The organism is Achromobacter sp. CSND-B12, assembly GCF_052906545.1.
Map to the genome: position 1 here is coordinate 3,823,711 of NZ_JBREGJ010000001.1, position 13,398 is coordinate 3,837,108.

The 13,398-nt window shown below is 64.9% G+C and carries 10 protein-coding genes and 1 tRNA gene; 7 read left to right on the forward strand and 4 right to left on the reverse strand.

What is annotated here, in order from left to right:
• Window position 1: 1 nt before the first annotated feature.
• Entirely contained in the window at window positions 2-571 is a 570-nt protein-coding gene (locus tag ACUTAG_RS17935; RefSeq protein ID WP_446650254.1) for a cysteine hydrolase family protein, read from the reverse strand.
• Between the two features lie 240 nt (window positions 572-811).
• Here ACUTAG_RS17935 and ribD point away from each other — a divergent pair, with 240 nt between their 5' ends.
• On the forward strand, window positions 812-1,933 hold the full coding sequence (ribD, locus tag ACUTAG_RS17940; RefSeq protein WP_085941813.1) for a bifunctional diaminohydroxyphosphoribosylaminopyrimidine deaminase/5-amino-6-(5-phosphoribosylamino)uracil reductase RibD: 1,122 nt from the start codon (window positions 812-814) through the stop codon (window positions 1,931-1,933).
• Here ribD and ACUTAG_RS17945 read toward each other — a convergent pair.
• A complete protein-coding gene (locus ACUTAG_RS17945; RefSeq protein WP_446650255.1) occupies window positions 1,930-4,386 on the reverse strand; it encodes a hypothetical protein in 2,457 nt (818 codons plus the stop codon). The two genes, ribD and ACUTAG_RS17945, sit on opposite strands and share 4 nt — an antisense overlap.
• On the reverse strand, window positions 4,373-5,569 hold the full coding sequence (locus ACUTAG_RS17950) for a DUF3142 domain-containing protein (RefSeq protein WP_446650256.1): 1,197 nt from the start codon (window positions 5,567-5,569) through the stop codon (window positions 4,373-4,375). The genes ACUTAG_RS17945 and ACUTAG_RS17950 overlap by 14 nt, the downstream gene beginning before the upstream one ends.
• 874 nt (window positions 5,570-6,443) lie before the next feature.
• Here ACUTAG_RS17950 and ACUTAG_RS17955 point away from each other — a divergent pair.
• The 5 genes from ACUTAG_RS17955 (at window position 6,444) to ACUTAG_RS17975 (ending at window position 12,052) form a co-directional block, all read left to right on the forward strand.
• Window positions 6,444-8,360 (forward strand): PrkA family serine protein kinase, encoded by a 1,917-nt coding sequence (locus tag ACUTAG_RS17955; protein ID WP_370445607.1) that lies wholly within the window; start codon window positions 6,444-6,446, stop codon window positions 8,358-8,360.
• A 12-nt stretch (window positions 8,361-8,372) separates the two neighbouring features.
• Complete coding sequence (locus ACUTAG_RS17960) at window positions 8,373-9,632, forward strand: YeaH/YhbH family protein (RefSeq protein WP_006388664.1); 1,260 nt, start codon at window positions 8,373-8,375, stop codon at window positions 9,630-9,632.
• A complete protein-coding gene (locus ACUTAG_RS17965; RefSeq protein ID WP_020925243.1) occupies window positions 9,629-11,179 on the forward strand; it encodes a SpoVR family protein in 1,551 nt (516 codons plus the stop codon). The genes ACUTAG_RS17960 and ACUTAG_RS17965 overlap by 4 nt, the downstream gene beginning before the upstream one ends.
• A 178-nt stretch (window positions 11,180-11,357) precedes the next feature.
• Window positions 11,358-11,448: transfer RNA gene (locus tag ACUTAG_RS17970), tRNA-Ser, on the forward strand.
• 316 nt (window positions 11,449-11,764) lie between these two features.
• Window positions 11,765-12,052: a hypothetical protein gene (locus ACUTAG_RS17975; RefSeq protein WP_148317583.1), complete on the forward strand. Its 288-nt coding sequence runs from the start codon at window positions 11,765-11,767 to the stop codon at window positions 12,050-12,052.
• 740 nt (window positions 12,053-12,792) lie between these two features.
• Here ACUTAG_RS17975 and ACUTAG_RS17980 read toward each other — a convergent pair.
• Window positions 12,793-13,065: a helix-turn-helix domain-containing protein gene (locus ACUTAG_RS17980; RefSeq protein ID WP_316242800.1), complete on the reverse strand. Its 273-nt coding sequence runs from the start codon at window positions 13,063-13,065 to the stop codon at window positions 12,793-12,795.
• An 82-nt stretch (window positions 13,066-13,147) separates the two neighbouring features.
• Between ACUTAG_RS17980 and ACUTAG_RS17985 the strand changes: the two genes are divergently transcribed.
• Window positions 13,148-13,342: a hypothetical protein gene (locus ACUTAG_RS17985; protein WP_148317581.1), complete on the forward strand. Its 195-nt coding sequence runs from the start codon at window positions 13,148-13,150 to the stop codon at window positions 13,340-13,342.
• Window positions 13,343-13,398 lie beyond the last annotated feature (56 nt).

Below are 13,398 nucleotides of genomic sequence, written 5' to 3' on the forward strand. Positions count from 1 at the left end.
CCTATTGCGCGTCGGCGAAGACGTCGGTGGCGCGGGCGATGCGGGCAAAGCGGCCCTGCAGCACCAGTTCGGTGGCGTCGCGGATCTCGGCCGGCGTGTAGTGCTTGCCCGACGGACTCTGCATGGCGAAAGTCAGCGTGGCGTCGGTCGGGAACACCACCTTGAAGCCGTCGTCGCTGGCATGGCGGGTGGTGGTCTCGCAGCACTGTTCGGTGCGGATGCCGCTGACGATGACGCCCTCTATGCCGTGCTTGCGCAGCCAGTCCCGCAGCGTGGCGCCGTCGGCGTCCTTGGCGTAGAGGGAGGAATGCACGGTCTTGTGGAACACGGCGTCGGGCTCGATGCGCAGTTCCTTCAATGTCCTGACATGGCCGGAGGCCAGCGAGAATGGGTTGGCTGGATCGTTGGCGACGCTGGTGTGAAACACCTGCAGCACCGGGATGTCGCGGGCACGGGCGGCGTCGATCAGGCCCTGGAGTTGCGAGACGAATGCCGGATATTCCGACTCGTCCCAAAACGGACGCTGGCGGAAGGAATCCTGGACGTCGATGACGATCAATGCTTGTTTCATGGCGGCGGGCTCCGTGCCTTGGGATTTCGAGAGATACGTGGCGTATTGTGGGCCTGCCCCGGCGGCGGGGCGAGGCCGTCCCGAGACCAGCATCGGCCCAAAACGGACATGACTGCCGGGCCGCTTGAACGATCATAGCGCGCCGGCGCGGAACGGCAAGCGCGGCGTGCCGGCGATCCGCCGCGGACATACAATCCGTGCATGATGAAGAACCCCAGCGAATCCGACGACCTGTCCTGGATGCGGCGCGCCCTGGCCCTGGCGCAGACCGTCATGTACTCGACGGCGCCCAACCCCCGGGTGGGCTGCGTCATCGTGCGCGATGGCCGCGTGCTGGGCGAGGGCGCCACCCAGCCTCCCGGCGGCCCGCATGCCGAAGTGTGCGCGCTGCGTGACGCGCAGGCGCGCGGCGAATCGGTGGCGGGCGCCACCGTCTACGTCACGCTGGAGCCGTGCAGCCATTTCGGCCGCACGCCGCCCTGCGTGGACGCCTTGCTGGCGGCCGCGCCGGCGCGGGTGGTGGTGGCGATCGGCGATCCCAACCCGCTGGTCAATGGCAAGGGGTTGGCGCGCCTGCGCCAGGCCGGTATCGCCGTCACCACCGGCATTTGCCGCGAAGAGGCGCTGGCCCTGAACGCCGGTTTCATTTCGCGCATGAGCCGCGGGCTGCCGTGGACCTGGCTCAAGATGGCGACATCGCTGGATGGCCGCAGCGCCCTGCATAACGGCCTGTCGCAATGGATCACCGGCCCCGAGGCGCGCGCCGACGGGCATCTGTGGCGCGCGCGCAGTTGCGTGGTGCTGACCGGCATCGGCACCGTGCTCAAGGACGATCCGCAACTGACCGTGCGCAGCGTGCAGACGCCGCGCCAGCCGCGCCGGGCGGTGGTCGACGGGCGCTTCGAGATTCCCGAGGACGCGCGCCTGTTCGACGGCGGCGAGGTCATCGTGTTCACGGCGCGGGTCGACGCCGCCAAGCAGGCGCGGCTGGAAGCCAGGAACGTCCGCGTGGTGTCGATGCCCGCCGCCGAGCCCGACCGCGTGGACCTGCCGGCGATGATGCGCTGGCTGGCCGCGCAGCAGTTCAACGAAGTCCACGTCGAGGCCGGCGCCGGTTTGAGCGGCGCGCTGGTGGCGGCCGGCTGCGTCGACGAACTGCTGATATATATGGCGCCGATGTTGCTGGGCGACGCCGCCGGCGTGGTCAGGCTGCCGCTGCTGGAGCGGCTGGACGCCGCCCCGCGCTACGAATTCATCGAGGCGCAGCGGGTGGCGGCAGACCTGCGCGTGCGCGCCCGGGTGCCGGAGCATTGGCGCGGACTGTTGCGGCGGGTCGAATTGCCGGCCGTCCAGACGCCCTAGCGCTTGCCGCCGCGAGCCGCCGGGGTGGCGCTGCGCCAGGCCCACAGCGCGGCGCCGAGCGCCGCCAGCGCAAGCAGGCCGCCGGCCAACAGCAGGCCGGGATGTTGCTGGCGCGCGCGCTCCCAGGCTTTCCATGCCTGGATGTAGTGAAAGCGCGCGGCCGACTGGAAGTCCGGTTCAGGGCATTCGCGGCCGAAGGTGTCGCTGAAGGGCACCCGGGCGCCCTGGTCCACGTAGCGCAGATAGATGGCGGAGGCGCGTTCCGGCGTGTCGTCGATGACGTACCGCGCGCCGCGGCACAGCACGGCGGCGAAGGCCTGCGAGCGGCTGGGCAGTTCGTCGGCCGCCTTCATGGCGTAGTCGGCGGCGATCTGGCGGTAGTGGTAGCGCACGTTGGGGCGCGCCTCGCTGGCGGCATAGCGCTTGCGTTCTTCCTGTGTCACATAAGGGCCCGGCAGGTCGGCCTCGGCGCGCTGCAGCGGGGTATCCAGCGGCATGCCGGTGTCGGCGCGGGCTTCGCGCCACCACGGGTTGGCGTCGCGACCCGCGCCGGTTGAATAGTTGCCGTCATAGACGGCGTAGTCCGGGCCCTGTTCATAGCCCATGATGCGGATGCCGTCGCGGCGCGCCAGCGTCGCCGCCTGGTACCAGGCCTGGGCACGGGCGGTGCGGCCCCAGGCGCTGCCTGCCGCTCGCAGGGCGTCGCCGTACCGGGCGGCGCGCTGGCGCACGTCGGACTCCTGGATCTTCCATGCGCCGTCGTCGTAGCCCCCGCTGGCAAAGCGCGGATCGGAATCGGCCGGAAAGTAGGGCAGGGCCTCGGCCACGCGGCCCTCGCGCACCAGGCGCCGCGCTAGCAGCTGGCGCAGGCGGTCATGCGCGGGCGGCGGATTCAGGCGGCTCCATTGATAGAACTGTTCGGGCGTATAGCGGCTGAAGCCGGCCGGACGCGCAGGCGCCGGCGCGGGCGGCGGCAGGCGGTCGACATAGGCCTTGAGCTCCTCGGTCGTGAGCACGCGTTCGGCCACGTAGGCGGCATCGTTCCAGTAGGGCGACAGGGGCCAGCCTTCATCGGCCGGGCTGGCGCCGTGGCGGGTCGCGGCGGCGCGGTACAGCTGGTCCAGCGCTTCCACGTACTGGCCGCGCGACAGCGACAGCACGCCTTGTTCGGCCTTGAGCAGGGAGGCCGATCCAGGTTCGAGACTGCCATCGGCCCGCGGGAATGCCGCGATCGCGCGGGCATAGGCCTGGGCGGCGAGTTCGTTGTCACCGCGGCGGATGGCCAGTTTGGCGCGCACCCACCAGGCCAATGCCGTGTCGAGCCGCTCGGCCAGGGTCTGGGCGAGATCGTAGCGGCCCACGCGATAGGCCAGCGCCGCGACCCGATCGGCATCGGCGATGCGTTGCGGGTCCTGGGTCTGCAACGCGGCCACGAGCGATTGCAGCGCCGGGTTGGGCACGACGTTGGGCGCGCCGCCGGCGGCATCGGCCAGGCTCAGGCGGCCGGTCTGTTCGAAGTTGGCGAACGGGTCGCGGGCGCTGTCTGGCTTGCCGTCGACGATATCGCCGATACGGGCCAGGCCATACGCCACCAGCAGGCGTTGGCCCACCGGGTCGTCGATCAGGCGGCCGGCTCGCGCCGCCGAGGCCAGCGCCCAGTCGGCGATCAGGCGCAGCGATTCGCGCCCGCTGATCGAGTCGCGGGCGGCCTGGGCGGCGTACAGGCGCACCGCCTGATGCAGGTTGGCCGGGGCGATGGCGTCCAGGCAGGGCGTTGCATTGACCACGTCTTCATACGCGCATTGTCCCAGGCTGCCGGTCAGCGACAGCCGCGCCTGCTGGCCGTAGCTGGCAACGGCCAGGCCGAGCGGATCGGGGGCGCCTTGCAGCGCCATCTCGCGCACGCGCGCATAGTCCTGCGCCGCCGTGCCCGGGTTCCCGGTTTCGGCCAGCATGTAGGCGGCCCAGACGCTGCGCGTCGCCGCCTGCTCGGCAGGCAGCGCCAGGATTGCCCGCAGGCGCTGGCGCGCCCGTTCCCAGCGCTGCTCGTGCGGGGCCTGCGGCGCTGTGTGGTAGTCGACCGCGGCCGCGGCATAGAGGCGGACCGCTTCAGGCAGGCCGGCGCCCGCGGCGTACGCCTGCTCGCCGTCCGGACGGGTGCGCATCAACCGCAGCTGGTCGAGCTGTGCCGGCGTGAGCGCGGGGTCGTAGGCTTCCGGGATGGCGTCGGAGCGGTAGCTGCCGTCCGGCAGCAGTGGTGATTCATTGGCGCGCAGCGAGTCCGTGGCGGGGACCAGGCGCATCGCCTCGTAGGCGAACGAATTGGCGGGCGTGCCCTGCAGCGTGCCGGCGCGGTCGTCCAGCAGCTGTGGCGGGAAGTCGGGACCGCAGGCAATGACGATGCCCGCGCCGGCCAGCAGCAAGGCGGCGATCAGCGATTTACGGTTGTACATGGAAGCTCGGGGTTGCGGCGTCACAGCGGATCCATCCTATGGCGCGTTCGGCGCCGGCGCGCAGCAGGCCATCCCGCGCGCGCCGAAGATACCCGCCCTGCCGATCATATTCAAGGGTATAGCCGTTGATGCCGTCGGCGGCGCGGCAGCGGGCGTCCAGCCTGACGATGAAGGGCAGCGGCGCATCGGTGCTGCCACGGTTGGACAGCAACACGTCGCGCGCCCCGCCCGGCCCTGGCGCAGCGGCCGCGACCGCGAGCGCCGGCGTCAGGGGGTGGCGCGCCAGCACCGCGCGCCAGGTCGGCAGGCTCCAGGCGCGCGTGTCCGTCTGGGTCGGCAGGCGGAACCAGGCGATGCCCGCCAGCCCGGCCGGCCGATCGCGGTCGAGCGTGGCGACAAAGGCCGCGATGGTGTCGGGCGCGACCAGCAGTTCCGCCGAACGGCCGCCCGGTATCAACGCAGGCCGTTCGCTTTCGACGGCGACGATCTGGCCTTGTTCGTCCCACGCGACGCGGCTGCCGTAGGCCGGCAGCGCCACCCGCCAGGGCTTTGCGGTGCGGTCGGCGTAGGCAGCGAGCCAGGCGCGCGCGCGCCTGGCGTCGAACAGCGACCCTTGCGCCGGATTCAATACGGCGTGGACCTGCAGCACGGTTTCGTCCGGCACCGCCAGCAGCTCGGTCAGCGCGGCGCTTTCCAGCCAGGTGGGCAGAGCGGTGATGGACAGCCGCAAGTCCTGCGGCAGGCGGGCCTTGAGCTTGGCCAGCAGCGCGCTGTAGGCCGGCAATCGCGCCGTGGGGCAGTCGTAGTCGATCTCCAGGCCGGTCAGCGCGATGCCGGCGCCGCGCCAGGCCGAGAGCAAGGCGGCCGCGCGCGCGTCGATGTCGGCTTCGCTCAGGGCGCCGACGCGACCGTCGAGCCGCAGTACCAGCACGACGGGACGCCCGGTTGCCGCCAGCGCGGCCAGGTCGGGCGTTGCCTCGAACCAGGCGCCGTCGGCGCGCAGTTCGGCCGCCAGCACGCGCCACGCGCGCAGCATGTCGGCGCTGTCAGCCAGTGCGTGGTTCAGCGCGGGCGTCCAGCGCCGCTGCCAGACGTAGGCATCGTTGGGCAAGGGAGGGGCGCTGCATTCGCAGGCTGCCAGCAGCAGCAGTCCGCACAGAACCGCCAGACGCCAACAGCGCATCGACGCGCGGGCGATGCGCGGCCGGTCCGGGACAGGGCGCGGGCGTGGCAACATGATGTGCGGACGGTGTTTGAAAAAGCGGCGCGCGGCGGCTGCGGCGGTTGCGTGATTCTATCCTTGACGCCGCCAGGGGTATTAGCACTCTCATGTCTTGGCTGCCAATCGATGCCGCGATAGCGCAGCGCGATCGGGTCGATAGCGTTTGCCCGCGCGGCTTGCGGCGTGATCGCAGCAAGTTTGAGAGCGATTCCCCGACGCCGCTCCAAGGGTTGTCGATTGGTATTTTTTTACCGTGACGCCCCAAATGAATTGCCACAAAACCGTCAATTGGGCTTAAGCTAGGCCATGACTTGGCGCTACGCGCTCATGGCCCGATCCATAACCCGCCACGCGCCCTCGTCACCACGGATTCCAGTGTCGCGTACCGGCGCTTTCACACACCGGACCGATACTTGCTGAACGTAGTCGCTTTGCGCCGTTCAGACCGTTCGCTGCCATCGCATAGCGAACGCACCGGACCTGTTGTCCGGATCATAAGAATCCACCGGGATATCTCATCCCTTCAAATCATTGCTGACCATTTCATGCGTGGCTGCATCCTGCGCCCGTTCTACAGCAATATGCTGAAGGCGTACGAGTGAACTTATTCACGTTGGTTGCAATCCCTGACGGAACTTGTGTCCGAACGGTGCAGCCTAAACGGAAAGGGCCCGATCGTGCTCTTGGTTGATGTGTGGCGAAAGCAACATACAACCGTGCCGAAATTGCTTATAGCGCGTTGACCCTAGTCACGCTGAAGCACTGAGGCACACAATGGGGACACGTAGGGACGTCATGGCTTTTTCGCGTGTTGTAGGAGGTTTCCGTGCAAAACATCGTCGAAGGCTTCAAGTCGCAGTATGCAAGAGAGCAGGAGTCGGAACTTTCCCTCGAGGAATATCTGAACCTCGCCAAGCGTGACCCGATGGCATATGCCAGCCCCGCTGAGCGCATGCTGGCGGCGATTGGCGAACCTGAAATCGTGGATACGCGCAACGACCCACGTCTTTCCCGTTTGTTTTCCAACCGGACCATCCGACGCTATCCGGCGTTCCAGGAGTTCTACGGCATGGAGGACGTCATCGGGCAGATCGTGGCGTTCTTCAAGCACGCCGCGCAGGGACTGGAAGAGCGCAAGCAAATCCTCTATCTGCTCGGGCCGGTGGGCGGCGGCAAGTCGTCCATCGCCGAACGCCTGAAGGTGCTGATGGAAGTCCACCCCATCTACGCGCTCAAGGGCTCGCCGGTGAACGAGTCGCCGCTCGGCCTGTTCCATCCGGAACGCTTCGGCGACACGCTCGAAAAGGAATACGGCATTCCGCGCCGCTATCTCACGGGCATCATGTCGCCGTGGGCGGTCAAGCGCCTGAAGGAGTTCGACGGCGACATCTCGCAATTCCGCGTGGTGCGCCTGAACCCGTCGGTGCTGCGCCAGGTGGCGATCGCCAAGACCGAGCCGGGTGACGAGAACAACCAGGACATCTCATCGCTGGTCGGCAAGGTCGACATCCGCAAGCTCGACCGCCATTCGCAGGACGACCCGGACGCCTACAGCTATTCCGGCGGCTTGTGCCTGGCCAACCAGGGCCTGCTCGAGTTCGTGGAAATGTTCAAGGCGCCGATCAAGATGCTGCATCCGCTCTTGACGGCGACGCAGGAAGGCAACTTCAAGGGCACCGAGGGTTTCTCGGCGATCCCGTTCAACGGTTGCATCCTGGCGCACTCGAACGAATCGGAGTGGCAGACCTTCCGCAACAACAAGCACAACGAGGCGTTCCTCGACCGTATCTATATCGTCAAGGTGCCTTACTGCCTGCAGGTGTCGGAAGAAGTCCGCATCTACGAAAAGCTGCTGCATCACAGCTCGCTGTCGACGGCGCCGTGCGCGCCGGGGACGCTGGACATGATGGCGCAGTTCTCGGTGCTGACGCGGCTGAAGGAGCCGGAGAATTCCAGCATCTACTCGAAGCTGCGCGTCTATGACGGCGAAAGCCTGAAGGACGTCGACCCGAAGGCCAAGGCGCTGCAGGAGTACAAGGACTACGCCGGCACCGACGAAGGCATGAACGGGGTCTCGACGCGCTTCGCGTACAAGATCCTGTCCAGCGTCTTCAATTACGACCAGACCGAGGTGGCGGCCAATCCGGTGCACCTGATGTACGTGCTCGAACAGCGCATCGGGCGCGAGGACTATCCGGAGGAAATCCGCCGGCGCTACCTGGAGTTCATCAAGGGCTTCCTGGCGCCGCGCTATGCCGAGTTCATCGGCAAGGAGATCCAGACGGCGTACCTCGAGTCGTACTCGGAGTATGGGCAGAACATCTTCGATCGCTACGTCACGTTCGCCGACTGCTGGATCCAGGACGAGGAATTCCGCGACCCGGAAACCGGCGAGAGCTTCGACCGCAGCGCCCTGAACGACGAACTGGAGAAGATCGAGAAGCCGGCCGGCATCGCCAATCCGAAGGACTTCCGCAACGAGATCGTGAACTTCGTGCTGCGGGCGCGCGCCAACAACAACGGCCGCAACCCGACCTGGACCAGCTATGAAAAGCTGCGCGAAGTGATCGAGAAGAAGATGTTCTCGAACACGGAAGACCTGCTGCCGGTGATCTCGTTCAACGCCAAGGCGTCGGCCGAGGACAAGACCAAGCACCAGAGCTTCGTCGACCGGATGGTGGAGAAGGGCTACACGGAAAAGCAGGTCAGGCTGCTGTGCGAGTGGTATCTCCGTGTGAGGAAGTCTTCCTGAGCGAGGTGAATCATGAATTCACTGATCGATCGCCGTCTTAACGGGCGCAACAAGAGCGCCGTTAACCGGGAGCGCTTTCTGCGGCGTTACAAGGACCAGATCCGCAAGGCGGTCCACGGGATGATCCGCGACCGCTCGATCCAGGACATGGATCAGGGCGGCGAGATCAACCTGCCCGCCCGCGATATTTCCGAGCCGACGTTCCGGCACGGCGCGGGCGGCGACCGGGAAATGGTGCATCCGGGCAACCGCGAGTTCGCCAAGGGCGATACGTTCGACCGGCCCCAGGGAGGAGAAGGCCAGGGCGGTTCCGAGCCCGGCGAAGGCGAGTCGGTCGATCAGTTCACCTTCAGCCTGTCGCGGGCGGAATTCCTCAACCTGTTCTTCGAAGACCTGGAACTGCCTCACCTGGCCCGCAACACGCTCGGCGAGGTCAGCCAGAAGAAATGGCAACGCGCCGGCTACACCACCACCGGCTCGCCCAGCATGCTCAGCATCAGCCGCACGCTGAAGTCGTCGCTGGCGCGGCGGGTGGCGTTGAGCGTGAAGGCGCGGGCCGACCTCGAGGACGCGGAGGAGCGCCTGGCCAAGGCCAAGGCGGCGGGCGCGCCCGCGGACCAGATCAAGGCCCTGGAACAGGATGTCGAGGACTGCCGCGAGCGCCTGGCCCGCGTGCCGTTCCTGGACGACCTGGACCTGCGCTACCGCAATCGCGTGTCGGTATCGATCCCGATGGCGCGCGCGGTCATGTTCTGCCTGATGGACGTGTCCGGCTCGATGGACGAGGGCAAGAAGGACCTGGCCAAGCGCTTTTTCACGCTGCTGTATCTGTTCCTGTCGCGCAAGTACGAGCACGTGGACCTGGTCTTCATCCGCCACACCGACAACGCCGAGGAAGTGGACGAGCAGACGTTTTTCTACGATCCCAAGAGCGGCGGCACCATCGTGCTGTCGGCGCTGGAACTGATGCGCGAGATCGTCGAGAAGCGCTATCCGCCCACCGCCTGGAATGTGTACGCGGCGCAGGCCAGCGACGGCGACTCGTTCGGCGCCGACGCCGGCAAGAGCGCGCGCTTCCTGGCCGAGCACCTGTTGCCAGCCACGCGCTACTTTGCCTATATCGAGGTTCCCGACTCGCAGGAGGCGCGCAAGAGCAGCCTGTGGGCGGAGTATGAACAGAAGCTGGAGCCGCATTTCGTGATGCGGCGGATTTGCGAGCGCGGGGAGATCTATCCCGTGTTCCATGACCTGTTCAAGAAGGAAACCGCATGAATGCCATCCTGGGCGCACTGGTGGAGCCGGAATCGGCCGACAGCCCCCGGCCGTTGTCGCAAGGTTCCGAATGGACGTTCGAACTGATCCAGTCCTATGACGAAGCGATCTCGCGGGTCGCGCGCGAGTACGGGCTGGACACCTATCCGAACCAGATCGAGGTCATCACCTCGGAGCAGATGCTGGACGCGTATGCGTCGGCGGGCCTGCCCATCGGTTATCCGCACTGGTCGTACGGCAAGGAGTTCATCCGCAACGAGCAGTTCTACCGGCGCGGCATGCAGGGCCTGGCCTACGAGATCGTGATCAATTCCAACCCCTGCATCGCGTATCTCATGGAAGAGAACTCCATGACCATGCAGGCGCTGGTGATCGCGCACGCCTGCTATGGCCACAACTCCTTCTTCAAGGGCAACTACCTGTTCCGCCAGTGGACCGACGCCGACGGCGTGCTGGACTACCTGGTGTTCGCCCGCAAGTACGTGATGGATTGCGAGGACCGCTACGGCATCGATGCGGTGGAGGCGCTGCTGGATTCCTGCCATGCGCTGTCGCACCATGGCGTGGACCGCTACAAGCGGCCGACGCCGATCTCGTACAAGGAAGAGGCCGCGCGCCAGGCCGAACGCCAGGAACACGCGCGCCTGCAATACAACGACCTGTGGCGCACGCTGCCGCGGCTGGAGGCCGACAAGGACGAGCGGGTCGCCGCGTCGGTGTTCCCGCCCGAGCCGGAAGAGAACCTGCTGTACTTCATCGAGAAGTATTCGCCCAAGCTGGCGCCGTGGCAGAAGGAGCTGGTGCGCATCGTGCGCAAGATCGCCCAGTATTTCTATCCGCAGACCCAGACCAAGGTCATGAACGAGGGCTGGGCCACGTTCTGGCACTACACCATCCTGAACCGGCTGCACGAGAAAGGGCTCGTCAATGACGGCTTCATGATGGAGTTCCTGCAGAGCCACACCAACGTGGTCAGCCAGCGCGGCTTCGACGAGCGCGGCTACGGCGGCATCAACCCGTACGCGCTGGGCTTTGCGATGATGTCGGATATTCGCCGCATCTGCGAAAAGCCCACCGACGAGGACCGCCGCTGGTTCCCCGACATCGCCGGCGGCGACTGGCTCAAGACGCTGGACTTCGCCATGCGCAACTTCAAGGACGAGTCGTTCATCTCGCAATACCTGTCGCCGCGCCTGATCCGCGAGTTCCGCTTCTTCGCGATCTCGGACCACCAGGCCAATCCCAAGCTGGAAGTGGCCGCGATCCACGACGACGAAGGCTACCGCGACATCCGCCGCCTGCTGGCCGCGCAGCACAACCGCGACAACCAGGTGCCGGACATCCAGGTCACGCGCTTCAACCGCGACACCGATCGCTCGCTGGTGCTGCGGCACCTGAGGAGCCGCGGCCGGCCGCTGGCGGCCGAGGACGCGGAGCAGGTCATGAAGCACCTGGCGCGGCTGTGGGGCTTCCGGGTGCGGCTGGAGGAAACCGAGCCGGACGGCACGGTCAGCTCGTATCGCGAACAGGATCCGCCGAACGCCTGAGTGAGCATGGCCGCCCCGGACGAGCGCGGGATGGCGGCCGCGGGGCACGCAGCGGAGCCTGCGGCAAAAGGGGACGCAATAACGTCCCCTTTTTCTTTACCCCGTTCCGCCAATGCAGCTTTCCTGCCGATCTGCTAGAATCGCGGATTCGCATTTTCAGGAATGCGTATCCAGATCAGGACAGGTGGCCGAGTGGTTGAAGGCGCACGCCTGGAAAGCGTGTATACGTCAAAAGCGTATCGGGGGTTCGAATCCCCCTCTGTCCGCCAAGAATGCATCTAAGCCCCTGATTTCGTTGAGAAATCGGGGGCTTTTTGTTTGCCGCTTACAAAACGACTATCAAAAATTCGGCGGTTAGCTCTGGAACTTCCTGGATTTCTCTGAAAAATTAGAATAAAATAGGGACGCATCATAGAGTCTGTGCAAGTTCTTTGCCCTGACTCTTGCAAGGCTGACGTCGTTACGTCCTCAGCCCGCCTCAACGGCCTCTCGCGCCCGTTCTCCCTTCCCCAAGAAATTTCCCCGAGCCTGATCGATCGGCGTCGCCATGGCGCGCGTTCGCTCGTCCATACAAGGAATCATCCTATGAATCGCCAGAGCCGTTCATCGTTCTGTCTTGGCCGCATCGTCGCGACCAAAAGCGCGCTCGCCGCTTGCCAGAATTATTCCGTCTCGCCTTTGGATCTACTTCGGCGTCATGCTGCGGAAGACTGGGGCGACCTCTGCATCGAAGACTTGCAGGCGAATAGCCAAGCAATCAGAAGTGGGGAGCGCCTACTGTCTGCATATCGACTGTCGCCACAGGATCGGATTTGGGTCATCACCGAGGCTGATCGAAGCGCGACAACGCTTCTCTTGCCTGAGGAGTACTGAACAGATGCCCAAGACTTCAGCAAAGCGGAGCAGGGCGACGGCTGCAAGAGATCGAACAGATGAAAGGCTGCAAAAGACCCTAAGCTTTTGTGCTTTGCGCTCCGATTCAGCATGGTGGTTCGACGAAGAATATTTCGGGCAAGCTCATTTTCCCCAAGGCGTCTATGCAGGATCATGCGGGATCTGCTGCCTGAGCTCTGTGCTTGCATTGCATGGTCTTGTGCCGCCGTGCTCGTTACGTGACATGGCCTATCGAACTCGTGGGCTACCCGCGAGAATGTGGCGGGCCCTGGGAGGCTCGTTCTTTACAGGCCTTGGCGCGAAAGAACTGATAGCGGCGTGCTCGGAGTTGGACCTTCCTCTTCAACTGCGTAGCTCGTTCGAGGCTGGCCCGCCGAATTGCCCGTCAGCGTTCGCGTTGGAACAACTGCTAGAGGGCAGGCTGACGATGATTCAGTTGGTGAGCACGAGGGGCACCGCTATGAATCATTGGAGCCTGGGTATTGGCATCGCGATGATTGGCGCAATGCCTGACACTAGTCCTACACGGATCTTGCTCATGGATTCAAGCGCCGAGGCCCCGAAGTCCGGCCATTACAACGCGTGGCTGACGATGATGCCGCGGTCACGGCGTGGTACGAGGGTTCAGCATCCGACATGGATCTACCGCGTTCCATCTTCTCATCGGGCCGAGGTAAGAATTGCCACCGCAGTGTCGTTCGAATATGCGGTCTCTTGACTCACTTGCTGCTATCAAGCGGCGCAAGTAGTTCACCCATAGAGACGTTCAATGCAATGGCGATCCGCTCGATGTTGCAGATGGAGATATTGCGTTCACCGCGTTCTACCGAGCTTATGTAGTTCACATGTAGTTCCGCTGCTTCAGCCACCTTTTCCTGGGTGAGCTTCTGCAGCAAGCGGATGCGTCGCATGTTGGCGGCGAACAGTTGTTGCGCCCCACACTTATTCGTTGGGTTGACCATGCCGGCAGTGTTTCCGACAGGCTCGCCCATTTCCACACACTTTAAGTTTGGTTTAGTGTAAATTCACGGCAAAACCAAACGTAAAGTGTGTATTTCAACCAATGGAGTCTTTATGAAGTCATCTCATGTGCTGATTGCCCAAGGCATTGTCGTAATAGCTGGATTGGTGGCAGCTTTTGCATGGTTTGATCGGATTCGCTGCCCTGAGATTCATGGTCAGGCCATGTGCGTTCTGTTCGATCACCAAGCTGACAAGGCTGCTGCGTTCAAAAAAGTGCTTACGGAAATTCCGAAGGGGTTGAAATGACGTCGTTCAGATGCGCAGGTGCACGAAAGCCCAGCATAGTTGTTCTACTACTCTGC